The following is a 24,943-nucleotide window of genomic DNA, read 5'->3' on the forward strand; positions in this document are numbered from 1 at the left end:
ACGACCTTGCCAAGGTCGGGGTCGCGAGTTCGAGTCTCGTTTCCCGCTCCAATTTTAAACAGCAGTGCTTTCGGGCGGTGCTGAGTGAAACCAGAACCAAGTCTTCGGATGCGGATCTGGACACCGAAACACACACCATGTGTTCCGGGTAGCGTGTCCCCTTCGTCTAGTGGCCTAGGACACCGCCCTTTCACGGCGGTAACAGGGGTTCGAGTCCCCTAGGGGACGCCAATGCGGGAATAGCTCAGTTGGTAGAGCACGACCTTGCCAAGGTCGGGGTCGCGAGTTCGAGTCTCGTTTCCCGCTCCAATTTCACAAAAACGCCGATCAGTGATGATCGGCGTTTTTGTTTGTGCGCGTTTTGTGGCGGCAATAAAAAAGGACCTTTTCACAGGTCCTTTTTTATTTTGCGCCCGGTCATCAATGATCGGGCTCAGGCCGTGCTTACAGCTTCGGCAACTGCCCGACACGCCCCATCATTTCCGTGACGATCTGCAGATCCAGCAGGAACTGATCGACGGTCTTGAATTCGCCATCGGTGTGGCCGGTGTACTTGGCTTCAGGTCGCGCCAGGCCGAATTGCACGCCGTTGGGCAATTCGTGAACCGAAGTCGCGCCGGCGGAAGTACCGAATTCCGACTTCATGCCGAGGTTTTCGCTGGCTACGGCAAGCAGCGCCTTGACCCACTCACCCTCGGGGTTGCGATACATCGGTTCAGCCACCGAGTAATCGAACGCCACGGCAACGTGAGTCTTCTTGCTCCAGGCGTCCAGTTTCTCGGCGATCTGAGTCTTGAGCTTTTCCGGGGATTTACCCTTCGGCACTCGCAGATTCACCGCCAGTTTGAAGGTTTTGTCATCCTCACCGACGTAGGTCAGCGAGGTGGTCAGTGGCCCCATGAACGAGTCGGAGAAGCCCACGCCGAGTTTTTTGCCCAGATAGTCCAGGCCCCAGTTGTCATCGGCATAACGCGCGGCATCGGTGAACTGGTTGTGCTTGAGCGCGACTTTGCCGTCCAGGCTGTTGATGAAGCTCAGCATCCGCGCGACCGGGTTGACGCCGGACTCTGGTTCGGAGGAGTGCGCAGAAACCCCCGTCACGGTCAGTTTGACGTCTTTGCCATCAACCTTTGCCGCGACTTCGAAATCGCCGCCGTTGGCCTTGGCATAAGCGTCGCCGGCTTTTTGCAAACTGGCGGCAAGCTCGGCTGGCTTGTCGGTTACCAGTGTGACCACCGAAGCGGACGGAATCTGGTTGGTCGCTTTGCCGCCAGTCATCGAAATGATTTCCGCGCCGTTGCCTTCACCTTTGCGTTTGGCGAAGTTGGCCATGACAGTGCCGTAACCTTTTTCGGCGATCACCACCGGATAACCGCCGTCCAGCGCCATGTTGTAGGTTGGCGTCGGGTTGCGTTCGAAGTAATAAGGAATGGCATCGCCGCTGGTTTCTTCAGTGGTGTCGACCAGCAACTTGAAGTTACGCGCCAGTGGCAGTTTCTCGTCCTTGATCACTTTCATGGCGTACAGCGCCACGACGATAGCGTTCTTGTCATCCTCGGTGCCACGACCGTACATGCGATCGCCAATCAGCGTGACTTTGAACGGGTCGAGTTTGGTGCCGTCCTTCAGCACCCAGTTTTCCGGCGTCACCGGCACCACATCGGCGTGGGCATGAATGCCAACGACTTCGTCGCCTTTGCCGTCCAGAGAAATTTCGTAGACACGGTTATCGATATTGCGGAACTTCAAACCGAAGGATTCGGCGAGTTTCTGGATCTCGCCGGCAATCTTGATGAATTCCGGGTTGTCGTGTTGCTCCACGCCGTCCTTGCGGAAGGTCGGGATCTCGACGAGTTGGCGCAGGGTTTCCAGCGCGGCCTTGCCATATTTCACGCGGGTATAAATGCCCAGCAGACGGTGAATTTCATTCTGCTGTTCGGCGTTCAGAGTCTTGTTGTCGAGGAAGGCGCTGATGGACGGGTTGAGCTTATCCGTCTTGGCCAGGTCGCTTTTCGCCAGGCTGCCAAGAAAGCTACGGAAGTCCGTCAGATTCTTGCCGTCGAAGGATTTCAGAATCGCTGCACTTTGCTCGGCAGTGATGTTGGCTTGTGCGGTGCTGGTAAACGCGGTGAGGCTGGCCATGACGAGCGTGGCAGCGGCCAGTTTTTTCAGGGAAAAGACCATGTAACAGGCATTCCTTTGCTAGAGATTGGGAAAATATGTCTGACGCTTGCGGCAGAAACATTTTGCAACCTACCACCATGAGCAGGTGAAGCGGGAGTCACAAACTTGATCTGTCGCACAGAAATGCAAAAGAGGCGCACAAATGAAAAAGTCCCGGCAACTGATGCCGGGACTTTTTTTGTGCGAGTTACATCGACAGCATCAGGCGTCCGGCAAACAGAATGAGGATGACGCCCATGCTGCGCTCGAACCAGTGTCCAAGGCGCATGAACAGCAGGCGCACTTTGTTGCTGGAGAAAAACAGCGCGACGATCACGAACCACAGCGCGTTGACGAAGCACATCCACAAGCCATAGAACGCCTGGATCTGCAGCGGTGTGCTGGCGCTGATGATCGTGGTGAAGATGGCCAGAAAAAACAGCGTGGCCTTGGGGTTGGTCGCGTTGGTCAGAAAACCGGTGCTGAATGCCTTGAACAGTGACTGTTCAACCAGCGGCTCATCGGCGGTTTTTTCGCCTTCGACGCTGCTCTTCGGTTTGCTGCGAATCAGGCTGACGCCCAGATAGAGGATGTAGGCCCCACCGACAACTTTGGCGACGGTGAGCAGCCACGGCGTGGTGTGCATCAAGGCGCCGACGCCGAGCAGGGTATACAGCACGTGCACGGAAATCCCCGCGCCGATGCCCAGCGCAGTGCAGATGCCGACGAGCCGACCGAAGCGCACGCTTTGGCGGATGGTCACGGCGAAGTCCGGGCCGGGTGCAACCACGGCGAGAAAGTGGATGGTGGCCAATGCGAGAAACTCGCCCAGGTAATTGGAAAGCATGTCAGCTCCAGAAAGTCAGAGGGGAGGCATTGCCGCGATAGCCGACAAAGAACGACAGGCTCAAACGCGGATCGGCCACGCCCGGAGTCACCGAGTGCATGCGCCGCGAATTGAACATGATGAAATCGCCGGGCTGCGGTCGTACTTCGAGGGCGGGCGGCCCCAGCAGCGACGGCTCGATGCCATAACTGTCGCCGCGCATTTCGTCGAATTGATCCGGGGTGATGTGGTCGTTCCACATCTGCAAGGCGCCACCCTCGGTGGGCATGTTCAGGTAGACGTTGCAGGCGAATTGCGCCTCGAGGCTGCGCGCCTGAAAACTGTCCGGGGCGTCCTTGGCGAAGATGTCGTGATGAGCAAGAAAGCACACGCCGGGTTTGACCACGCGCGACAAGCCGACATACATCTTGCGCCCGTAGAGATTTTCCAGATGCGCGCCCGCGGGCCAGGATTCGTCGAGCATGCAGCGCAACGTGTCGATCGGCGAAGAGTAGGGCGCGCAGCGCTGGCGCAGTTCGTCGATGTTGCGAGTGGCGCGTTCGAAGTAATCCTCGATCAGCAGCGGCTGGTTTTCCGCCTCGTAAAAGGCCATGCCGATGCGGCCGATGCTCGGTGCGTTGATGTAGCCTTCAAAGCCCGGGGCGAGGATCTTGTCGCCGATCTCGATCGCCAGCGGCTCGGGCAGAAAGCGTTTGACGCGGATGGCGAGGACTTCTTCGTTGGCCAGTTTTTTTATGCACGTCTCATCGAGACGCTCGACGTCTAGCATCATTTGTTTTAGGTCCATCTATCGATAGTCAACGGAACCGGCGAGTGCGGTTCCCCGGCGTCGGGCGCTGCGCGATGGCAGCGTCCGAAATGCTCAATCCACGCTGTAGTGGACGGACAGCGTGCCTTTCTTCTGCGAAAGCGACGCGATCGTGACTGTGCCCAGATCCTTCAGGCTGCGTACGTGGGTGCCACCGCAGCCATAGGCTGGCAGCTCACCGAAACTGATTTCCCGCGCGCCCTCGCGCAGTGAAGTCAGACGCGGCAGATCGTGTTCGATCCACTGCTCGATACCGGTTTGCACGGTTGGCGCATCGACTTCTTCTGCGCCATCGCCCGGTTTGAATTGCACCCGGCCTTCGTCCGGCCAGTGGTGCGCTTTGATCGGCATCCAGCCCATGGCCTGAATGAAATGACCGATCAGGTGCCCGGCCGAATGCATGCGCGTGTTGAAGCGGCGGCGCTCTTCATCGATGCGGATGACGGTCATGCCCAGCGGCAGCGGGCGGTCGACGAAATGCACAATGCACTCCGCTTCCTGCACCACGCGCGACACCCGGCTTTCACCGATCCAGCCGGTGTCGCAAGGCTGACCGCCGCCCTGGGGGTGAAACAGGGTAGCGCGCAGCACTACGGCGAATTCGTTCTCGTGGGGTGTGCAGTCGAGGACTTCGACATTCGCCTTGAGGTCGTCACTGTGAAAAAACAGGCGAAGCGTCATATTCCATGCCCTGATCGAAGTTCTGTTTTTATTATATGAATCGTGCAATAACGTGATAATCCATTCGAACATCAAAGGACTTGTGCGTCGTGAGCATCAATCTTCCGCTGCCGCTGCTGGGTGAAATGGCGATTTTCGTCAAGGTTGTCGAGACCGGCAGCTTCTCTGAAGCGGCGCGGCAGATGGGTTCCTCACCCTCGGCGGTCAGTCGCAGTATTTCCCGCTTGGAAAAGGCGTTGGCCACGCGCCTGCTGCAACGCACCACGCGCAAACTGCGCTTGAGCGATGGCGGCGAAGAGGTGTTCAAGCGTTGCCAGGAAATGGTCAGCGCGGCCAGATCGGTGATGGAAATCAGCGGCCAGTTCACCCACGAAGCCGAAGGTCTGGTGCGGGTCAGCGTGCCAAAAGCGGTGGGGCGCTTTGTGATTCATCCGCACATGCCGGAGTTTCTGCGTCGCTATCCCAAGGTTGATGTGGAGTTGCTGCTGGAAGATCGTCAGGTCGATCTGATCGATGATCATGTCGATCTGGCGATTCGCATCACTGATCGTCCGCCGGCGGGTCTGGTCGGGCGGCAGTTGCTGACCATCGATCATTTGCTTTGCGCCACGCCGCAATACCTGGCCGAACATGGCACGCCGACGCATCCTCACGATTTGCTCAACCACAGTTGTATTTATCTGGGCGAAACGCCGAGCGATGCGCGCTGGAAGTTCAAGAAGGGCAGTAAAGCTGTCACGGTCGGGGTGCGTGGGCGTTATGCCGCCAATCACACGGGCGTGCGCTTGGGGGCGGTGTTGCAGCATATCGGGATTGGCAGTCTGCCGTATTTCACGGCGCGTTACGCATTGGAGCAGAAGTTGATTGTGCAGGTGTTGCCGGACTGGACGTTTCTTGCCTCTTATCATGGTGGGTTGTGGCTGCTGCATTCGCCGACGCGGTATTTGCCGCCGAAGTTGCGGGTGTTCATTGATTATCTGGTGGAGTGTTTGCAGAAGGAGCCGACGTTGGGTAGGCCCGGGAAATCTGCCGGTGGGAGCAATGCGGCTGTGGCGTATGAGCTGCCGGAGAGTGAGGGGTTGCTTTGAGGTTTTTTTGGTGGGACTTGGCGGCCTTGGGGCCGACCAGGTTCTTGGGGTTTTGGGTGTATATCCGTTTCTGCGGGTGTTGCGGCTGGCGGTTTCGCCCTTACGGCGAGTCACCTTTTCCAAACGCCGGAGTGCCGGCCCAGCAAAAAGGTAACCGAAAAGGCTTGCTCCTGCGTTCGGCCCTCGCAGGCTCGGGTTCCTTCGCTCCGGGACTGATCCGGGCGCAGCGGCTACGGTTTGCTTCGCTGCACCTCCTTCCGCTGTGTACGACTGCGTCGTACGGTCGCTGCGCTCCCACGCCCGGATCAATCCCTCCACTCAGCCTTCCGACGTCGCCTGTGAATCAAGATCAAAAGCGGTACTCGAGCTTGCGCTCATTGTTTTGAGTGGTGAAAAGCGTGTGGTCTGCTTTGGATCTGTGGTGGATTCGCCCCTCAGCCCAGCCCTCTCCCCGAGGAGAGGGAGCTGATTTGTGTGCTTTTCAAATTCTGAGTTCAACTCGGACTTTCACATCGACGTAACTCGCCCAAACACCTCGGTCAGTCCCCTCTCCCTCCGGGAGGCTAGGGTGAGGGTGTTTTTGATCTAGAAAAAAGGCCCGCATGGAATTACCAGTGCGGGCCTTTCGATTACCTGACGAATATCAATGCTTGCTGTCCTGCGCAGACATGGCCAGCAGTTGTTTTTCCTGGTTCCAGTCAAACGGTTCGTCGTTCTGTTCGGCTTCGTAGCGGCGTTCTTCGAGGGCCTGGTAGACGTCGATTTCTTCGTCGGAGAGGTAGTGCAGGCAGTCGCCGGCGAAGAACCACAGCAGGTCGCGCGGGATCAGGTGGGCGATTTGCGGGTAGCGGCTGATGACTTGGGTGAGGATGTCCTGGCCCAGGTATTGGCTTTCGATAGGGTCGATCGGCAGGGAGGCCAGCAGTTCGTCGAAGCGCTCGAGGAACAGGGCATGGCTTTCTTCGGGCACTTGTTCGGCCTCACCTACGGCGACCAGGATACTGCGCAGGTGGTCGAGCAACACGAGATGATCGGCAACGACGTTGGACACGAGATAAGTCCTCAAGAGCAAAACGGGCGCGGGAGTATAAAGCCCTCGCGCCGTTTTTTCACATAAACCGGGATCAGCGGACTTTGCCCGCTGCCTGGGTCAGTTCCTCTTTGGCAAAATCATCGACGTCGATCACCTTGCGGCGGGCCGCTTCGGCGTCGCGCAGGCTTTGCGCTTCGACGGCTTGCAGTACGCCGGCTTCCAGCGCGGCATCGATGGCGTGTTCGCCGGCTGCCGGTTTGACCTGGCCGCTCTTCAGTGCGGTGTGCAGTTTCTTGTGCAGCGGTTGCGCGGCATTGAGCAGGTCGCTGGCGTGTTGCAGCGCGCCCACGGCATCTTCCGCCGATTGCGGGCGGTAGCAGCCGGCGAGCAGTTCTTCGAGGGCCGGATCGCCTTTGGCGCGACCGATGACCGCAGCGACTTCGGCGCCGAGTTTGTCCGATGGGCCTTTGTGACGGCGCCCGAACGGGAAGACGATGGCCCGCAGCAGGCAGCCGAAGACTTTGTTCGGGAAGTTGCTCAGCAGTTCATCCAGCGCACGCTCCGACTGGCCGAGACTTTCTTCCATGGCCCAGCGGAACAGCGGTTCCATGTACGCCGGCGAATCCAGGTCGTGATAACGCTTGAGCGCGGCGGAGGCCAGATACAGGTTGCTCAGCACGTCGCCGAGGCGAGCCGACAGACGTTCGCGGCGTTTCAGTTCGCCGCCCAGGAGCATCATGCTGAAGTCGGCGAGCATGGCGAATGCGGCGGCCTGACGGTTCAGCGCGCGGAAGTAGCCTTGGCTGATCCTGTCGCCCGGCGCATGTTCAAAGTGACCAAGGCCGAGGTTCAGCACCAGTGTGCTGGCGGCATTGCTGACGGCGAAGCCGATGTGCTTGAGCAACAAGCCGTCGAATTCCTTGAGCGCCTGGTCTTTGTCCTGGCGACCGGCCAGGGCCATTTCCTTGAGCACGAATGGATGGCAGCGGATCGCGCCCTGACCGAAGATCATCAGGTTGCGCGACAGGATGTTCGCGCCTTCGACGGTGATGAAGATCGGCGCGCCGTTCCAGCTGCGGCCCAAGTAGTTGTTCGGCCCCATGATGATCGCTTTACCACCATGCACATCCATGGCGTGGCTGATGCATTCGCGGCCGCGTTCGGTGAGGTGGTATTTGAGGATCGCCGACAGCACCGATGGTTTTTCCCCCAGGTCCACCGCGTTGGCGGTGAGCATGCGGGCGGCGTCCATCATCCACGCGTTACCGCCGATGCGCGCCATGGCTTCCTGGATGCCTTCGAACGCGGACAGCGGTACGTTGAATTGCTCGCGAATCTGCGCGTACTGACCAGTGACGAGACTGGTGAACTTGGCCGCGCCGGTGCCCACGGCTGGCAGCGAGATCGAACGCCCGACCGACAGGCAGTTCATCAGCATCATCCAGCCTTTGCCGAGCATTTCCTGACCACCGATGAGGTAGTCCAGCGGAATGAACACGTCCTTGCCGGAGTTCGGGCCGTTCATGAACGCGGCGCCCAGCGGCAGGTGACGACGACCGATTTCCACACCTGCGGTATCGGTCGGGATCAGCGCCAGGCTGATGCCGAGGTCTTCCTCTTCACCGAGCAGGTGATCCGGGTCATAAGCCTTGAATGCCAGGCCAAGCAGGGTAGCGACCGGGCCGAGGGTGATGTAGCGCTTCTCCCAGTTCAGGCGCAGGCCGATGACTTCTTCACCTTCCCACTGGCCTTTGCAGATGATCCCGGTGTCGGGCATCGCGCCGGCGTCGGAACCGGCCAGCGGGCCGGTGAGGGCGAAGCACGGGATATCGTCGCCACGGGCCAGGCGCGGCAGGTAGTGATTACGTTGTTCGTCGGTGCCGTAATGCAGCAGCAATTCGGCCGGGCCGAGGGAGTTGGGCACCATCACCGTAGAGGCGAGGTCACCGCTGCGCGTCGCCAGTTTCATTGCCACTTGGGAGTGAGCGTAGGCGGAGAAACCTTTGCCGCCGTATTCCTTGGGAATGATCAGGGCGAAAAAGCCGTGTTCCTTGATGTGCGTCCAGGCCTCGGGCGGCAGGTCCATGGACTGGCCGATCTGCCAGTCGCTGACCATTGCGCAGAGCTCTTCGGTCGGCCCGTCGATGAAGGCTTGTTCTTCTTCGCTCAGTTGCACTTTTGGATAGGACAGCAGTTTGTCCCAGTCCGGACGGCCGCTGAACAGCTCGCCGTCCCACCATACGGTGCCGGCATCGATCGCGTCGCGTTCGGTCTGCGACATCGGTGGCAGGGTTTTCTGGAACCAGTTGAACAGCGGCGCGGTGAAGTGCTTGCGGCGCAGGTCAGGCAGCAACAATGGCGCGGCCACTACCGCCAACAGGACCCAGAAGACAAACAGCAGCCAGCCCGGCGCGTGACTGAAAATCCCCATGGCGACCAGATAGGCCGCAACGATGCCCAACGCGGGCAGCGGGGCGATGCGTCGATGGGCGAGATACGCCACGCCGACGATCAAAACCAGTATCCACAACAACAGCATATTCAGTCCTCCGTGAACCAAGGCAAATCGACCCTCCAGAGCTTAGACGGCATCTGCAAATAAGGGTGGTCAGAGCATGGTGATTGAAATCGTGGGAAACCCCGGATGGTTTTCGTAGGTTCGGTGGGCAACACGTGTGGGAAATCGTTCGTTGCTGCGCAGCTTTGCTTTCAGGTTTGGCCGAAACGTCGTTATCTCTGTGCTCAAGCTGTCGCTAGACTCGTGACTCATCCAGGAGATTGCCGTCATGCACCAGTATCTGAGCCCCGGCCGCTTCATCGATAGTGACCACCCGGCAGTGGTGGAGTTCGCCGAGCAGCATCGCGGTGCCAGTAATGATCCGCGTGAGCAGGCGATGAGTCTGTATTACGCCGTGCGCGAGGCGGTGCGCTACAACCCGTACACCTTCAGCCGTGATCCGCAAACCCTGCGCGGCAGTTACGCACTGGCAGCAGGGGAGAGTTACTGCGTGCCGAAAGCCACGCTGCTCGCCGGTTGTGCCCGGCATTGCGGGATCCCGGCGCGCATCGGTCTGGCCGATGTGCGCAATCATCTGTCGACGCCACGTCTGCTCGAGTTGCTGAAAAGCGATGTGTTCGCCATGCATGGCTACACCGAACTGTTTCTCGATGGTCGCTGGGTCAAGGCGACGCCAGCGTTCAACCAGCAACTGTGCGAGTTGTTCAACGTCGCAGCGCTGGAATTCGACGGCATCAATGACAGCGTTTTCCACCCGTTCAACCGTGACGGCGCGCAGTTGATGGAGTATCTGCTCGATCACGGCCAGTTCACCGATGTGCCGGAAACCTTCTTCTTCGAGCACCTGCAAAAGTGCTATCCGCATCTGTTCAGTGAGCAACTGCCGGTGCTGCTGGGCGATATGCAGGCCGATTTGAGTCGCACCTGATCCGGCGTATGCTGGCCGTCCACTCACTTGCAAAGAGGCGGTCATGCTGAAGATCTGGGGACGGAAAAATTCATCGAACGTCAGAAAGCCCTTGTGGGCTGCCGAAGAGCTGGGCCTGGCGTACGAGGCCATCGATGCCGGCGGCGCGTTCGGTGTGGTCGACACGCCCGAGTACCGCGCGATGAACCCCAATGGCCGGGTGCCGGTGATCGAGGATGACGGTTTCGTGCTGTGGGAATCCAACGCCATCGTGCGCTATCTGCTGGCCAAACACGCCCCGGACAGCGCTTGGTATCCGGCGGATGCGCAAGCCCGCGCCGCAGCGGACAAGTGGATGGACTGGACCACTTCCAGTTTCGCCGGGCCGTTTCGCACGGTGTTCTGGGGTGTGCTGCGTACGCCTGCCGAAAAGCAGGACTGGAAGGCGATCAACGCCGCGATCAAGGAATGCGATGAATTGCTGAACATGGCCGACCATGCCTTGATCAGCCAGCCTTATCTCTCCGGCAATGACATCGGGATGGGCGACATCCCGCTGGGCAGTTTCATTTATGCCTGGTTCGAAATGCCCATCGAGCGCGCGCCGCAACCGCATCTGCAAGCCTGGTATGAACGCTTGAAACAGCGTCCGGCCTATCAGAAAGCGGTCATGACCGCGTTGACTTGATAATTACTATCGACACACTTGACTGTACTTGTGCGGCGGCGGCAAGCACCATTGCGAACTTGCGCCGCGGTTGTTTCCCTCGCCGCCCGCCCTTATTTACTTCTTTCCTTCCTTCTTGGTGCGTAAATCCGATATGAGTTCCGCTCTGTCCATCCGGCAGCTAACCAAAACCTACGGCAACGGGTTCCAGGCCTTGAGTGGTATCGATCTGGACGTCGCCGAAGGTGACTTCTTCGCCTTGCTCGGCCCCAACGGCGCCGGCAAATCCACCACCATCGGCATCCTCTCGACCCTGGTCAACAAGACCAGCGGCACCGTGAATATTTTCGGCAATGACCTGGACAAGAACCCGGCGGCGCTCAAGCGCTCGATCGGCGTGGTGCCGCAGGAATTCAACTTCAACCAGTTCGAAAAGACCTTCGACATCGTCGTGACCCAGGCCGGTTACTACGGCATTCCGGCGAAAGTCGCCAAGGAACGCGCCGAGCAGTACCTGACCCAGCTGGGGCTGTGGGACAAGCGTGATGTGCCGTCGCGTTCGCTGTCCGGCGGCATGAAACGTCGTTTGATGATCGCTCGTGCACTGGTGCACGAACCGCGTCTGCTTATTCTTGATGAACCGACTGCGGGCGTCGACATCGAGCTGCGCCGTTCGATGTGGACCTTCCTCACCGAGCTGAATCAGAAGGGCATCACCATCATCCTGACCACGCATTATCTGGAAGAGGCCGAGCAGCTGTGCCGCAACATCGGCATCATCGACCACGGCACCATCGTCGAAAACACCAGCATGAAACAGTTGCTGGGCCAGTTGCACGTGGAAACCTTTTTGCTCGACCTGAAACACGACTTGCACGTTGCGCCGCAATTGCTCGGCTACCCGGCCCGATTGCTCGACGGCCACACCCTGGAAGTGCAGGTCGATAAATCCATGGGCATCACGGCGTTGTTCACCCAGTTGGCGCAACAGAACATCGAAGTGCTGAGCCTGCGCAACAAAACCAATCGCCTTGAGGAGTTGTTCGTGTCCCTGGTGGAGAAAAATCTGTCGAAGGTGGCGGTATGAGTTCCGAGTTCGGTCCCAACCTCGTCGCCCTGCAAACCATCGTCTACCGCGAGGTCAAACGCTTCATGCGGATCTGGCCGCAGACGTTGCTGCCGCCGGCGATCACCATGGTTCTGTACTTCGTGATTTTCGGCAACCTGATCGGCCGGCAGATCGGCGACATGGGTGGCTTCACCTACATGGAGTACATCGTGCCGGGTCTGATCATGATGTCGGTGATCACCAACTCCTACGGCAACGTGGTCTCGAGCTTCTTCGGCAGCAAGTTCCAGCGCTCGATCGAAGAGCTGATGGTCTCGCCGGTGTCACCGCACACAATCCTGATCGGCTTCACCATTGGTGGTGTGCTGCGTGGTCTGGCGGTGGGTCTGATCGTGACGATCCTGTCGCTGTTCTTCACTCATCTGCAGGTGCATCACCTCGGCGTGACCATCCTGGTAGTGGTGCTGACCGCGACAATCTTCTCGCTGCTGGGCTTCATCAACGCGGTGTTTGCGCGCAACTTCGATGATATTTCGATTATTCCGACCTTTGTGCTGACTCCGCTGACCTACCTGGGCGGCGTGTTCTACTCGATCACTTTGCTGCCACCGTTCTGGCAGACCGTGTCGCTGGCCAACCCGGTGCTGCACATGGTCAACGCGTTCCGCTACGGCATCCTAGGTGTCTCGGATATCCGTATCGGCATCGCCATCACCTTCATGCTGGTGGCGACCGTGGTGCTGTATCTCGGCTGTGCGCGGTTGCTGGTGAGCGGGCGCGGGATGCGTACCTGAAGCACGCGATATCGTGTAGGAGCTGCCGAAGGCTGCGATCTTTTGATCTTGATCTTTTGAAGCAACATCAAAAGATCGCAGCCTTCGGCAGCTCCTACAGTCGACGTCCGACAACAAAAAAACGGCCTCCCATCGCGGAGGCCGTTTTGCACTCATTTCTGCCGGCTTTTCTTGCGCCGCCGCCATTGCCGCGCCACCCACCAGCGCCAGTACAGCATCACCAGAAAGTAGGCGAGGACGCCAAGCACCAGACCGACGACCACCGAGCCCAACAAAAACGGCTGCCACAATGTCGACAGCTCACCGCTGATCCATTCCCAGGTCAGCTCGTCCGGCAGATGCCGCGCCGGCACATCCATCAGGAACGCCCCGGCCTGGTAGGTGCAGAAAAACACCGCCGGCATGGTGATCGGATTGGTCAGCCAGACCAGACTCACAGCGATCGGCATATTGCCGCGCACCATCACCGCCAATGCCGCCGCCACCAGCATCTGTGCCGGGATCGGCAGGAATGCCGCAAACAGGCCGACCGCCATCGCCCGGGCGACCGAGTGGCGGTTGAGATGCCAGAGGTTCGGGTCATGCAGCAACGTGCCGAGAAAGCGTAAGGATTTGTGTTCCCTGATGCTCGTCGGGTCGGGCATGTAACGTTTGAATAAGCGCCGGGGCATAAGGCTTCTCGGTCGGTTAAGGCGGCAAGTATGTCTGGATTCTACGAACCGCCCATTCAGACTTTGTGACAATTGTTGACGACGGTGGTGCCGCACACCCGCTATGCCTAAGGAGGGGACTCTCAAGGACGGGCATATGCGCACAGGGATGATGGCGCTGGCAGTCGGTCTGCTGGCCCCGGTTTTATTGCCGGCCTTGCCGCCGGTCGGCTTGCTGGTAGTGCTGCCAGTGGTGGCGCTGATGCTGCTGCCGTTTCGCAGCTATCCATTGGCTTTTTTGCTGTTTGGTTTCACGTGGGCTTGTTTCAGTGCGCAGTGGGCGCTGACTGACCGCTTGCCACCGGGCCTGGACGGCGAGACCCGTTGGCTTGAAGGGCGAGTGGTCGGCTTGCCGCAACACAACGATGGCGTGGTGCGTTTCGAGCTGGCTGATGCGCGTTCACGCCACGAAAAGCTGCCGTCGCTGCTGCGCCTGGCCTGGTACGCCGGGCCGGCGGTGAATAGTGGTGAGCATTGGCGTCTGGCGGTGAAGTTGAAGCGCCCGAGTGGCTTGCTCAACCCGGACGCCTTCGATTACGAGGCCTGGCTGCTGGCGCAACGGATCGGGGCGACCGGCACGATCAAGGATGGCCAGCGCCTGGCTGAGGCCCGGTATGCATGGCGCGACGGCGTTCGCCAACGCCTGCTGGCGGTGGATGCGCAAGGGCGCGAGGGCGCGCTGGCAGCGCTGGTGCTCGGCGACGGTTCAGGCCTCAGTCGCGAGGATTGGCAGGTGCTGCAAGACACCGGCACCGTGCATTTGCTGGTGATCTCCGGCCAGCACATCGGTTTGCTGGCGGCGGTGATGTATCTGCTGGTCGCCGGGCTGGCGCGTTTCGGAATCTGGCCGGTGCGCTGGCCATGGTTGCCGTGGGCGTGTGGCCTGGCCTTCGGGGCGGCGCTGGGTTACGGCTTGCTCGCCGGTTTCGATGTGCCAGTGCAGCGCGCCTGCGTGATGGTGGCGCTGGTGCTGCTGTGGCGCCTGCGTTTTCGTCATCTCGGCGCATGGTGGCCGTTATTGCTGGCATTCAATGGCGTGCTGTTGTTCGATCCGCTGGCCAGTTTGCGTCCAGGTTTCTGGCTGTCCTTCGCGGCGGTGGCAGTGTTGATCTTCACTTTCGGCGGGCGGCTGGGGGCCTGGCGCTGGTGGCAGACCTGGACCCGCGCGCAGTGGCTGATCGCAATCGGCTTGTGTCCGGTGTTGCTGGCGCTGAGCTTGCCCATCAGCGTCAGCGGGCCTGTAGCCAATCTGCTGGCCGTTCCGTGGGTCAGCCTCGTGGTGCTGCCGCCGGCATTGCTCGGCACGCTATTGCTGCCCGTGCCTTATGTTGGCGAAGGACTGCTGTGGCTGGCCGGTGGTTTGATCGACTGGCTGTTTATCGGGCTGGCGCTGATTGCCGGGCAATGGCCGGCGTGGATACCTGCCGCCATTCCATTTTGGGCTTTGGTCCTGGGCAGCCTTGGCGCGATTTTATTGCTGTTGCCCCGAGGCGTGCCGATGCGTCCATTGGGCTGGCCGCTGCTGTTGCTCTTGGCACTGACGCCTCAAGAGCGAATAGAAGAAGGGCGGGCCGATGTCTGGCAACTCGACGTCGGCCAAGGCTTGGCCATCCTTGTTCGCACCCGCCATCACGCGCTTCTCTATGACGCCGGCCCGCGTTTCGGCGAGTTCGATCTCGGCGAGCGGGTGGTGCTGCCAGCGTTACGTAAACTCAATGTGCAAGCGCTCGATTTGATGCTGCTCAGCCACGCTGACGCCGATCACGCTGGCGGCGCCCGGGCGGTCATGCGTGGCTTCAACGTGCACCGAGTGGTCAGCGGCGATCCGCCAAACCTGCCGCCGGAGCTGAACGCCGAAGCCTGCGCAAGTGGCGAACAGTGGCAGTGGGATGGCGTGCAGTTCCAGCTTTGGCAATGGTCGGCGGCCGATGACAGTAACCAGCGCTCCTGTGTCTTGCAGATCGAAGCCAACGGCGAACGCCTGCTGCTCACCGGCGATATCGACACTCATGCCGAGCGCATTCTGCTCGACAGCCCGCTGGCCGTGCCGACGCAGTGGCTGCAATCGCCACATCACGGCAGCCGCAGTTCATCATCGATGGCCCTGCTCAAAGCCTTGCAGCCCGAAGCGGTGCTGATCTCCCGTGGCCACGGCAACTCCTTCGGTCATCCGCATCCGACCGTGCTGGCGCGCTATCGCAAACAGGGCCTGCGCATCTACGACAGCGCCGAACAAGGTGCCATTCATCTGCAACTGGGCAGCTTCAAACCGCCGTGGACGATGCGTCAACAGCGGCGTTTCTGGCGCGATCCGCCGGTGGCTGGCCGTTGATCGGTGCCAGCATGAGTGCCACCTCACGGTCGTCGGGGCGGCGACTCTTAATCGCGGATCGGTATGGTAAAGTGGCGCACTTTTTCGAGGGGACTGTCACTGTGTGGGAATTGGTCAAATCCGGCGGCTGGATGATGTTGCCGATCATTCTGAGTTCCATCGCGGCCATGGCGATCGTCGCCGAGCGCCTGTGGACACTGCGCGCCAGTCGCGTCACCCCCGAGCATCTGCTGGGTCAGGTCTGGGTCTGGATCAAGGACAAGCAGCTCAACAAGGAAAAACTCAAGGAATTGCGCGCCAACTCGCCGCTGGGGGAAATCCTCGCCGCAGGCCTGGCCAATTCCAAGCATGGTCGCGAGATCATGAAAGAGTGCATCGAAGAGGCCGCCGCGCGGGTCATTCATGAACTCGAACGCTACATCAACGCGCTCGGCACCATCGCCGCCATGGCGCCGCTGCTCGGCCTGCTCGGCACCGTGCTGGGCATGATCGACATTTTCAGTGCCTTCACCGGCTCCGGCATGACCACCAATGCTTCGGTATTGGCCGGCGGTATTTCCAAAGCGCTGATCACGACCGCAGCGGGCCTGATGGTCGGTATCCCGGCGGTGTTCTTCCACCGCTTCCTGCAACGTCGTATCGACGAGCTGGTGGTCGGCATGGAGCAGGAAGCGATCAAACTGGTGGAAGTGGTGCAGGGCGACCGTGATGTCGACCTGGCCGAGGGCAAAGCGTGAAATTCCGTCGCAAGCCCCGGGAAACCGTGGACATCAACCTCGCGTCGCTGATCGACGTGGTGTTTATCCTGCTGCTGTTTTTCGTGGTGACTACCACTTTCACTCGGGAAACCCAGTTGCGCGTGGATCTGCCGGAAGCGGTCAGCGGTTCGCCTGCCGAAGATCAGCAGGTCAAACAGCTGGACGTCGCGATCAGTGCCGAAGGCGTGTTCTCGGTGAACAACAAGATTCTGCCGAAGAATGATCTGGCGACGCTGATGGAAGCCATGCAGAAAGAATCCAACGGCGACACCAACATGCCGCTGTCGATCAGTGCCGATGGCAAGGCCCAGCATCAATCGGTGATCACCGCCATGGACGCGGCCGGCAAGCTCGGTTTCAGCCATCTGCGCATGACCACGGTCGAGGCGGCGCCGAAATCCTGATGAGCCTGTCCGATCGCCTGCTCGCCGCGTGGTATCAGGGGCATCCGGCCCTGACGCTGCTGCGACCGCTGGAAATGCTGTATCGCCGTGTGGTGATCAACAAGCGTCAGCGCTTTCTCGACGGCGAAGGTGAAATCTACCAATCGCCGGTGCCGTTGATCGTGGTCGGCAATATCACCGTCGGTGGCACCGGCAAGACGCCGATGATTCTCTGGCTGATCGATCATTGCCGACGCCGTGGACTGCGCGTCGGCGTGGTCAGTCGCGGTTACGGCGCCAAACCGCCGCAACTGCCGTGGCGGGTTGAGGCCGAGCACAGCGCCGAGATTGCCGGTGACGAGCCGTTGCTGATCGTCCAGCGCACCGGCGTGCCGCTGATGATCGACCCTGATCGCAGCGCCGCCGTCAAAGCCTTGATCGCCAGTGAGCCGCTCGACCTGATTCTGTCTGACGACGGCATGCAGCATTATCGCCTCGCGCGGGATCTGGAACTGGTGCTGATCGACGCTGCACGTGGCCTGGGCAACCAGCGCTGTCTGCCGGCCGGGCCGTTGCGGGAGCCGGTAGAGCGCCTGCAAAGCGTCGATGGCGTGCTGTTCAACGGTGCCCTTGATGATCGCGACGATGGTTTCGCCTTTCGCCTGCAACCCACAGCGCTGGTCAACCTGCGCAGCGGCGAACGTCGGTCGCTCGAGCATTTTCCGCCCGGGCAAGCGCTGCATGCGGTGGCCGGGATCGGCAACCCGCAACGTTTCTTCAATACCCTCGAAGCGCTAGACTGGCGGCCGATCGCCCATGCATTTGCCGACCACGCCGAGTACAGCGTGCAGGCGTTGAATTTCACCCCGTCATTGCCGTTGGTGATGACCGAAAAGGACGCGGTGAAGTGCCGTGCCTTTGCTGCTGCCGACTGGTGGTATCTGGCGGTCGATGCCGTGCCGTCGCCAGCCTTCGTGGCCTGGTTCGACACTCAGCTGATGCGCCTGTTGCCGGATCGTCTGCTGCCTTAACTCTTTTATTTCTGGGAATGTTCATGGACACCAAACTGCTCGACATCCTCGCTTGCCCCGTGTGCAAAGGCCCGCTCAAGCTCAGCGCCGACAAGACCGAACTGATCAGCAAGGGCGCCGGCCTGGCCTATCCGATCCGCGACGGCATCCCGGTGATGCTGGAAAGCGAAGCGCGCACCCTGACCACCGACGAGCGTCTGGATAAATGACCACAGCCTTCACCGTTGTCATCCCGTCGCGGTTCGCCTCGACCCGTCTGCCGGGCAAGCCGTTGCTGGATATTGCCGGCAAACCGATGATCCAGCATGTCTGGGAACAGGCGAGCAAAAGCAGCGCGACCCGCGTCGTGGTTGCCACCGATGACGCGCGCATCGTCGAGGCGTGCAAAAGCTTTGGCGCCGAAGTGGTGCTGACCCGTGAAGATCACAACTCCGGCACCGATCGTTTGGCCGAGGTCGCGGCTAAACTGGGCCTTGCGCCTGACGCGATCGTGGTCAACGTCCAAGGCGATGAGCCGCTGATTCCGCCAAGCGTGATCGACCAGGTCGCCGCCAACCTTGCTGCCCACACCGAAGCGCGCATGGCCACGCTGGCTGAGCCGATCGAAGACGTGGAGACCCTGTTCAACCCCAACGTTGTGAAGGTTTCCAGCGATATCAACGGTCTGGCCCTGACTTTCAGCCGCGCGACCTTGCCTTGGGCTCGCGATGCATTTGCCAAGAGCCGCGAGCAGCTGCCGCAAGGCGTGCCCTATCGTCGCCACATCGGTATTTATGCCTATCGCGCCGGGTTCCTCCACGACTTCGTGAGCTGGGGGCCGTGCTGGCTGGAAAATACCGAATCCCTTGAGCAACTGCGTGCCTTGTGGCACGGCGTGCGTATCCATGTTGCCGACGCGCTGATCGCGCCGCCGACCGGTGTCGACACCGTTGAAGACCTTGAGCGGGTTCGTCGCCTGCTGGGGGCCTGATGCGCGTTCTGTTTGTGTGCCTGGGCAACATCTGCCGTTCGCCCACCGCTGAAGGCGTGTTGCGCCACAAGTTGCGTGAAGCCGGGCTGGCCGATGCGGTCGAAGTGGCCTCCGCCGGCACCGGTGACTGGCACGTCGGCAACCCGCCGGACAAGCGCAGCCAGGCGGCGGCGAAACTGCGCGGTTATGACCTGTCGACGCAACGCGCGCAGCAGGTCAGCCGGGCCGATTTCGCCAGCTACGACCTGATCCTCGCCATGGACAACAGCAACCTGCGCAACCTCAAGGCTTTGCAGCCATCCACCGGCAGGGCCGAGCTGGATCTGTTCCTGCGTCGTTATGCCGGGCTGGTCGATGAAGTGCCGGACCCGTATTACGACGGCGATCAGGGTTTCGAGCAGGTGCTGGATCTGATCGAAGCGGCCTGCGACCAGTTGCTGATCGAAGTGAAGGGCCGTTTATGAGTTTGCAGGTGCAACCGCAAGTATCTTTGCAGGCCTTCAATACGTTCGGCGTCGATGTGCGCGCGCAGCTGTTTGCCGAAGCCCACAGTGATGACGATGTCCGCGAAGCGCTGGCCTATGCCGCGTCCCATGACGTGCCGTTGCTGGTGATCGGCGGTGGCAGCAACTTGCTGCTGACGGCGGATATTCCGGCGTTGGTATTGCGCATGGCCACGCGCGGCACCCGCGTGCTCAGCGACGATGGCAGTCGCGTGGTGGTCGAGGCGGAAGCGGGCGAACCGTGGCATCCGTTCGTGCAGCACACGCTGGCCGAGGGTTTTGCCGGGCTGGAAAACCTCAGCCTGATTCCCGGCACCGTCGGCGCCGCGCCGATGCAGAACATCGGCGCCTATGGTGTCGAGATCAAGGACGTGTTTGCCGGCCTGACTGCGCTGGACCGCGAGAGCGGCGAGCTGCGGGATTTCAGCCTGGAGCAGTGCAATTTCGGCTACCGCGACAGTGTGTTCAAGCAGCAGCCGGGACGTTGGCTGATCCTGCGGGTGCGCTTCAAGCTTGATCGCGCAGCGCACCTGCATCTGGAATACGGCCCGGTCCGTCAGCGCCTGAGCGAGCAGGGCATCGAGCAGCCGACGCCCAGCGATGTCAGCCGCGCCATCTGCAGCATCCGCAGTGAAAAACTGCCGGACCCGGCGGTGCTCGGCAATGCCGGCAGCTTCTTCAAGAATCCGCTGGTGCCCGCCGCTGTCGTCACGCAGATCAAAGCGCAGCACCCGGATCTGGTGGCTTACCCGCAAGCCGATGGGCAGATGAAACTGGCCGCTGGCTGGCTGATCGAACGCGCCGGTTGGAAGGGTTTTCGCGATGGCGACGCCGGCGTGCACAAGTTGCAGGCGCTGGTGCTGGTCAACTACGGCACGGCCACCGGCCTGCAACTGCTCGACCTGGCGCAACGTATCCAGAAAGACATCGCCGAACGGTTTCATGTCGAACTGGAAATGGAGCCCAATCGGTATTGAAGCAGCTGCAAGTTTCAAGCTTCGAGCGGCAAGCTGCACTGCGTCATGAGCTATCTGCCGCTCTTGCTTGCAGCTTGTAGCTAGAAACTTGCAGCTAAAAAGCCCTGTATAAGCAGGGCTTTTTTGTTAATGCTGGGTTAACTTAGCCGCCTAACGATACCAATCATTTGCTTCACCCAAGGCGCGGTTGCGAGCTGCAATCTGCGAGCGAATCAGACGCGCCTTCACTTTGAGCTTGCAGCTTGCAGCTTGCCGCTAAGATGTAACCCATAACCACTAAAAAATATGCGGGCGTGCCCATGATTACCCTGAAACTCAACGGTCAAGACCACTCCCTCGATGTCACCGAAGACATGCCGCTGTTGTGGGCGATTCGTGACGTCGCCGGTTACAACGGCACCAAATTCGGTTGCGGCATGGGCCTGTGCGGCGCCTGCACCATCCATATCGACGGCTTGCCGGCACGCAGTTGCATCACGCCGATCGGCTCAGTAATCGGCCAGAACGTCACCACCATCGATAATCTCCACGCCGATCCGGTCGGCAAGGTCGTGCAGCAAGCCTGGCTCGACAGCGCCGTGGCTCAATGCGGTTATTGCCAGGGCGGGCAGATCATGTCGGCCACCGCTCTGCTGAAAACCAACCCCAACCCGAGCGACGCGCAGATCGAAGAAGCCATGGTCGGCAACATCTGCCGCTGCGGTACTTACAACCGGATCAAAACCGCGATCCGCCAGGCCTCCACCCAACTGAAGGAGGTGAAGGCATGAGCCGCGTCCCGAATGATTTCGCCCTAAGCAACCTCAGCCGCCGTGGTTTTCTCAAAGGCGTCGGCGCCACTGGTGCGCTGGTCCTCGCCGCGAGCTGGGGCTGGCAGGATGCGCTGGCCGATGACGCTGCGAAGAAGTTTGGCGCCGATGGCATGCCCAATGGCTGGATCGACGACCCCAAGGTTTACGTGAGCATTGCTGCCGATGGCAGCGTCACCGTGGTGTGCAACCGTTCGGAAATGGGCCAGGGCGTGCGCACCAGCCTGAGCATGGTGGTTGCCGATGAACTTGAGGCCGATTGGGCGCAGGTCAAAGTGCAGCAGGCGCCGGGTGACGAAGTGCGCTTCGGCAACCAGGACACCGATGGTTCGCGCAGCATGCGTCACTGGTACGAGCCGATGCGTCGTTGCGGCGCCGCGGCGCGGACCATGCTCGAACAGGCGGCTGCTGCGCAGTGGAAAGTGCCGGTTGGCGAATGCCATGCGCAGCTGCACAAAGTCATTCACAAACCGTCCGGCCGCGAACTGGGCTACGGCGAACTCGCCGCTGCCGCCAGTGCGCTGGCAGTACCGGCGCGTGACAGCCTGCGACTCAAGCAGCCGTCGGAATTTCGCTACATCGGTAAGGAAGGCACCAAGGCCATCGACGGTGCCGATATCGTCAATGGCCGCGCAGTGTACGGCGCTGATGTGCATTTCGACGGCATGCTCTACGCCACCATCGCTCGCCCGGCGGTGTATGGCGGCAAGGTCAAAAGCCTCGATGACAGCGCCGCACTGAAAGTCCCCGGCGTGCTAAAAGTCATGCAGGTCGAAGGCCGGCCGTTGCCGTCAGAGTTCCAGCCACTGGGCGGCGTCGCGGTTGTGGCCAGCAATACCTGGGCAGCGATCAAGGGCCGCGAGGCGCTGAAGATCGAATGGGACGACGGCCCGAATGCCAGTTATGACTCGATTGCCTATCGCAAGGAGCTTGAAGCCGCGTCGCTGAAGGCCGGCAAAGTGGTGCGCAACACCGGTGATATCGACAAATCCTTGAGCGGTGCCGCCAGCACCCTCGAAGCCTCGTACTACCTGCCGCACCTGGCGCAGGCGCCGATGGAACCGATGGTTGCTATCGCCCTTTACAAGGACGGCGTGTGCGAAGCCTGGGCGCCAAGTCAGGCACCGCAGGTCACCCGTGAGCGCATCGCCGAGCGTCTGGGCGTGCCGTTCGAAAAGGTCACCGTCAACGTGACATTGCTGGGCGGTGGTTTCGGGCGCAAGTCGAAACCGGACTTCGTCGTTGAAGCAGCGATTCTCGCAAAGGAGTTTCCGGGCAAGGCTGTACGGGTGCAGTGGACCCGCGAAGACGACATCCACAATTCGTATTTCCACACCGTGTCGGCGGAATATCTCAAGGCCGGCATCGACAAGAACGGCATGCCGTCCGGGTGGCTGCATCGCACCGTGGCGCCAAGCATCACCGCGCTGTTTGCGCCGGACATGAACCATGAGGCGGCGTTCGAGCTGGGCATGGGCTTTACCAACATGGCCTATGCGATTCCCAACGTGCGCCTGGAAAACCCCGAAGCCAAGGTACACACCCGGGTCGGCTGGTACCGCTCGGTGTCGAACATTCCCCACGGCTTTGCGATTCAGAGCTTCGTCGACGAACTGGCGCACAAGGCCGGTGAAGATCCGCTCAAGTACCAGATCAAATTGCTCGGCCCGGACCGGCAGATCGATCCACGCACCTTGAGCGAAGAGTGGAACTACGGCGAATCGCCCGAGCGTTACCCGATCGACACCGGGCGCATGCGTACGGTGCTGGAAACTGCCGCCAAGGCCGCCGGTTGGGGGCGCAAACTGCCCAAGGGTCGTGGTCTCGGTCTGGCGGTGCATTACAGCTTCGTCACCTATGTGGCGGCGGTGATTGAAGTCGAGGTCAAGGACGACGGTTCGCTGATCGTGCACAAGGCCGACATCGCCGTGGACTGCGGGCCGCAGATCAACCCTGAGCGCATCCGTTCGCAGTTCGAAGGTGCGTGCGTCATGGGCCTGGGCAACGCCGTGCTCGGTGAGATCAGCTTCAAGGACGGCAAGGTCCAGCAGGACAACTTCCATATGTACGAGGTCGCGCGCATGTCGCTGGCACCCCAGGAAGTCGCGGTGCATCTGGTCACGCCGCGGGGTGACGTGCCGTTGGGTGGCGTTGGTGAGCCGGGTGTGCCGCCGATTGCTCCGGCGCTGTGCAATGCGATCTTCGCCGCCACCGGCAAGCGTATCCGCAATCTGCCGGTGCGTTATCAGTTACAAGGCTGGCAGAAGGCGGAGGCGTAAATGGACAGCGTCGATCTCAACGTCCTGCGCAGCGTCCTCGAGTGGCGCCGCGCCGGACAGCGGGTGGTGCTGTTCAGCGTGGTGCAGACGTGGGGCACCGCGCCGCGCTCGCCCGGCGCCATGCTCGCCTTGCGCGAGGACGGCGTAGTGATCGGTTCGGTGTCGGGCGGCTGTGTCGAAGATGACCTGATCGCGCGGCTGCACGACGGCCGCATTGCCACCGATGGTCCGCCAGTGCAGATGATTACCTACGGCGTGACCCGCGAGGAGGCCGCGCGTTTCGGCCTGCCTTGCGGTGGCACCCTGCGCCTGACCGAAGAGCGCGTCGGTGACCCCGCGTGGGTGGCCGAGCTGCTGCAGCGTTGCGAAAATCATGAAATCGTTGCTCGAGAACTGAACATCGAAACCGGCGAGGTGCGGCTGGCTCCGGCGAGCAAGTCCGATTCGCTGGTGTTCGACGGCAAGACTCTGCGAGCGATTTATGGTCCGCGCTGGCGCTTGTTGCTGATCGGTGCCGGGCAGTTGTCACGCTACGTCGCCGACATGGCGCGGCTGCTGGATTTCGAAGTGCTGATCTGCGATCCGCGCACCGAGTTCGTCTACGGCTGGGAAGAGCAGCATGGCCGTTTCGTGCCCGGCATGCCGGATGAGGCGGTGCTGAACATCCAGACCGACGAGCGCACGGCGATTGTCGCCTTGACTCACGATCCACGCCTGGACGACATGGCTTTGCTCACCGCGCTCGACTCGCCGGCGTTCTACGTCGGCGCGCTCGGTTCGCGGGTCAACAGCCAGAAGCGCCGGGAAAACCTCGCTCAGCTAGGCTTGTCGCAAGCATCGATTGATCGCTTGCACGGGCCGATCGGCCTGCACATCGGCAGTCATTCGCCGGCAGAGATCGCCTTGTCGTTGCTGGCGGAAATTGTCGCGATCAAGAACGGTGTGGAGCTGAAACAGAAAAAACCGCTGGAGGGTGCATGAGCCAATCCATCGCAGTGATTGTGCTGGCGGCGGGCGAGGGCAAACGCTTTCGCCAGATCGCCGGCCCCGACAAAGACAAATTGCTCGCTGACTGCACAGGGCGTGATGGCGCCGTGCGCTCGGTCATCGAGCAGGTGCTGGTGAACCTGCCGGCCAGTCTCGACAAACGTGTACTGGTCACCACCGAGGCTCGACCGCAGGCGATGCGCATGGCTCAGGCTTACGGCTGCGACGTGGTGTCGATCGAATCGACCGGCATGGGCGACAGCATTGCCGCAGGTGTTGCCGCTTGCCCGGGCGCTGATGGCTGGTTGATTGTGCTCGGCGATATGCCGTTTATCTTGCCTTCGAGTATCGAGCGAGTGCTCGCGGCGATGGCTGATGACGCGGTGAGCGTGCCGGTGCTGGGTGGGGGGTTTGGTCATCCGGTGGGGTTTGGTCGTTCGTTTGGCGCGCAATTGCAGGCGCTGACCGGTGATCGTGGCGCACGGCCGTTGTTTGCGCAGGGTAGGGTGGTGGAAGTGGCGGTGGATGATCCGGGGGTGTTGTGGGATATCGATGTGCCTGAATCTCTGGTATTTCCTCAGCCCTGAGCCGTGTTGAAATTCCCTTGTGGGAGCGAGCCTGCTCGCGAA

Annotated in this window: 24 protein-coding genes and 2 tRNA genes; 19 read left to right on the top strand and 7 right to left on the bottom strand. The window is 60.8% G+C overall.

Features of this window, described 5'->3' with window-relative positions:
• Positions 1–155: 155 nt before the first annotated feature.
• Both D8U60_RS09465 and D8U60_RS09470 read left to right on the top strand, forming a co-directional pair.
• A tRNA-Glu gene (locus D8U60_RS09465) sits at positions 156–231 on the top strand.
• Between the two features lie 2 nt (positions 232–233).
• Positions 234–309: transfer RNA gene (locus tag D8U60_RS09470), tRNA-Gly, on the top strand.
• A 135-nt stretch (positions 310–444) separates the two neighbouring features.
• On the opposite strand, the gene D8U60_RS09475 is transcribed toward D8U60_RS09470, so the two are convergent.
• From D8U60_RS09475 to D8U60_RS09490, 4 genes are all read right to left on the bottom strand, one after another.
• Complete coding sequence (locus D8U60_RS09475; protein WP_130899990.1) at positions 445–2,184, bottom strand: dipeptidase; 1,740 nt, start codon at positions 2,182–2,184, stop codon at positions 445–447.
• Between the two features lie 187 nt (positions 2,185–2,371).
• Entirely contained in the window at positions 2,372–3,010 is a 639-nt protein-coding gene (locus D8U60_RS09480) for a LysE family translocator (protein ID WP_016773667.1), read from the bottom strand.
• A gap of 1 nt (position 3,011) precedes the next feature.
• Positions 3,012–3,782: a 2OG-Fe(II) oxygenase gene (locus D8U60_RS09485; protein ID WP_122700212.1), complete on the bottom strand. Its 771-nt coding sequence runs from the start codon at positions 3,780–3,782 to the stop codon at positions 3,012–3,014.
• A gap of 90 nt (positions 3,783–3,872) precedes the next feature.
• The gene (locus tag D8U60_RS09490) at positions 3,873–4,499 is read right to left on the bottom strand and encodes a hypothetical protein (RefSeq protein WP_073472234.1); all 627 of its coding nucleotides are present in this window, start codon (positions 4,497–4,499) and stop codon (positions 3,873–3,875) included.
• 89 nt (positions 4,500–4,588) lie between these two features.
• On the opposite strand from D8U60_RS09490, the gene D8U60_RS09495 reads away from it, so the two are divergent.
• Positions 4,589–5,587, top strand: a complete 999-nt coding sequence (locus D8U60_RS09495) for a LysR family transcriptional regulator (RefSeq protein WP_024013940.1) — start codon at positions 4,589–4,591, stop codon at positions 5,585–5,587.
• A gap of 643 nt (positions 5,588–6,230) precedes the next feature.
• Here D8U60_RS09495 and D8U60_RS09500 read toward each other — a convergent pair.
• Together D8U60_RS09500 and D8U60_RS09505 are read right to left on the bottom strand one after the other, a co-directional pair.
• Positions 6,231–6,638 carry a PA2817 family protein gene (locus D8U60_RS09500; RefSeq protein WP_122700209.1) on the bottom strand — a complete coding sequence of 136 codons (408 nt, stop codon included), beginning with the start codon at positions 6,636–6,638 and terminating at the stop codon, positions 6,231–6,233.
• 73 nt (positions 6,639–6,711) lie between these two features.
• The gene (locus D8U60_RS09505; RefSeq protein WP_130899991.1) at positions 6,712–9,159 is read right to left on the bottom strand and encodes an acyl-CoA dehydrogenase; all 2,448 of its coding nucleotides are present in this window, start codon (positions 9,157–9,159) and stop codon (positions 6,712–6,714) included.
• A 247-nt stretch (positions 9,160–9,406) separates the two neighbouring features.
• Between D8U60_RS09505 and D8U60_RS09510 the strand changes: the two genes are divergently transcribed.
• From D8U60_RS09510 to D8U60_RS09525, 4 genes are all read left to right on the top strand, one after another.
• On the top strand, positions 9,407–10,066 hold the full coding sequence (locus tag D8U60_RS09510) for a transglutaminase family protein (RefSeq protein ID WP_122700207.1): 660 nt from the start codon (positions 9,407–9,409) through the stop codon (positions 10,064–10,066).
• 43 nt (positions 10,067–10,109) lie between these two features.
• Entirely contained in the window at positions 10,110–10,733 is a 624-nt protein-coding gene (locus D8U60_RS09515) for a glutathione S-transferase (RefSeq protein ID WP_024013937.1), read from the top strand.
• Between the two features lie 133 nt (positions 10,734–10,866).
• A complete protein-coding gene (locus D8U60_RS09520; RefSeq protein WP_095181611.1) occupies positions 10,867–11,799 on the top strand; it encodes an ABC transporter ATP-binding protein in 933 nt (310 codons plus the stop codon).
• Entirely contained in the window at positions 11,796–12,575 is a 780-nt protein-coding gene (locus tag D8U60_RS09525; RefSeq protein WP_056788203.1) for an ABC transporter permease, read from the top strand. Before D8U60_RS09520 ends, D8U60_RS09525 begins: the two co-directional genes overlap by 4 nt.
• A gap of 152 nt (positions 12,576–12,727) precedes the next feature.
• On the opposite strand, the gene D8U60_RS09535 is transcribed toward D8U60_RS09525, so the two are convergent.
• On the bottom strand, positions 12,728–13,246 hold the full coding sequence (locus tag D8U60_RS09535; protein ID WP_016770668.1) for a DUF2062 domain-containing protein: 519 nt from the start codon (positions 13,244–13,246) through the stop codon (positions 12,728–12,730).
• A 136-nt stretch (positions 13,247–13,382) separates the two neighbouring features.
• On the opposite strand from D8U60_RS09535, the gene D8U60_RS09540 reads away from it, so the two are divergent.
• The 12 genes from D8U60_RS09540 (at position 13,383) to D8U60_RS09595 (ending at position 24,901) form a co-directional block, all read left to right on the top strand.
• Positions 13,383–15,617, top strand: coding sequence for a DNA internalization-related competence protein ComEC/Rec2 (locus tag D8U60_RS09540; RefSeq protein WP_130899992.1), 2,235 nt, complete (start codon positions 13,383–13,385; stop codon positions 15,615–15,617).
• Between the two features lie 101 nt (positions 15,618–15,718).
• Entirely contained in the window at positions 15,719–16,354 is a 636-nt protein-coding gene (locus D8U60_RS09545; protein WP_016771007.1) for a MotA/TolQ/ExbB proton channel family protein, read from the top strand.
• The gene (locus D8U60_RS09550) at positions 16,351–16,779 is read left to right on the top strand and encodes a biopolymer transporter ExbD (protein ID WP_016771006.1); all 429 of its coding nucleotides are present in this window, start codon (positions 16,351–16,353) and stop codon (positions 16,777–16,779) included. Before D8U60_RS09545 ends, D8U60_RS09550 begins: the two co-directional genes overlap by 4 nt.
• Positions 16,779–17,789: a tetraacyldisaccharide 4'-kinase gene (gene lpxK / locus D8U60_RS09555; protein WP_122880418.1), complete on the top strand. Its 1,011-nt coding sequence runs from the start codon at positions 16,779–16,781 to the stop codon at positions 17,787–17,789. Before D8U60_RS09550 ends, lpxK begins: the two co-directional genes overlap by 1 nt.
• Positions 17,790–17,812: 23 nt before the next feature.
• Complete coding sequence (locus tag D8U60_RS09560) at positions 17,813–17,998, top strand: Trm112 family protein (RefSeq protein WP_003179363.1); 186 nt, start codon at positions 17,813–17,815, stop codon at positions 17,996–17,998.
• Positions 17,995–18,759, top strand: a complete 765-nt coding sequence (gene kdsB / locus D8U60_RS09565; protein ID WP_071173223.1) for a 3-deoxy-manno-octulosonate cytidylyltransferase — start codon at positions 17,995–17,997, stop codon at positions 18,757–18,759. Before D8U60_RS09560 ends, kdsB begins: the two co-directional genes overlap by 4 nt.
• On the top strand, positions 18,759–19,223 hold the full coding sequence (locus D8U60_RS09570) for a low molecular weight protein-tyrosine-phosphatase (protein WP_073472251.1): 465 nt from the start codon (positions 18,759–18,761) through the stop codon (positions 19,221–19,223). The genes kdsB and D8U60_RS09570 overlap by 1 nt, the downstream gene beginning before the upstream one ends.
• Positions 19,220–20,239 (top strand): UDP-N-acetylmuramate dehydrogenase, encoded by a 1,020-nt coding sequence (gene murB, locus D8U60_RS09575; protein ID WP_130899993.1) that lies wholly within the window; start codon positions 19,220–19,222, stop codon positions 20,237–20,239. The genes D8U60_RS09570 and murB overlap by 4 nt, the downstream gene beginning before the upstream one ends.
• A gap of 299 nt (positions 20,240–20,538) precedes the next feature.
• A complete protein-coding gene (locus D8U60_RS09580) occupies positions 20,539–21,009 on the top strand; it encodes a (2Fe-2S)-binding protein (RefSeq protein WP_073472255.1) in 471 nt (156 codons plus the stop codon).
• Positions 21,006–23,327 carry a xanthine dehydrogenase family protein molybdopterin-binding subunit gene (locus tag D8U60_RS09585; protein ID WP_130899994.1) on the top strand — a complete coding sequence of 774 codons (2,322 nt, stop codon included), beginning with the start codon at positions 21,006–21,008 and terminating at the stop codon, positions 23,325–23,327. Before D8U60_RS09580 ends, D8U60_RS09585 begins: the two co-directional genes overlap by 4 nt.
• Positions 23,328–24,308, top strand: a complete 981-nt coding sequence (locus D8U60_RS09590; RefSeq protein ID WP_016770998.1) for an XdhC family protein — start codon at positions 23,328–23,330, stop codon at positions 24,306–24,308.
• A complete protein-coding gene (locus D8U60_RS09595; RefSeq protein WP_130899995.1) occupies positions 24,305–24,901 on the top strand; it encodes a nucleotidyltransferase family protein in 597 nt (198 codons plus the stop codon). Before D8U60_RS09590 ends, D8U60_RS09595 begins: the two co-directional genes overlap by 4 nt.
• The last annotated feature ends 42 nt before the right edge of the window (positions 24,902–24,943 follow it).

Source organism: Pseudomonas sp. Sample_11, from assembly GCF_004307505.1.
GTDB lineage: Bacteria > Pseudomonadota > Gammaproteobacteria > Pseudomonadales > Pseudomonadaceae > Aquipseudomonas > Aquipseudomonas atacamensis.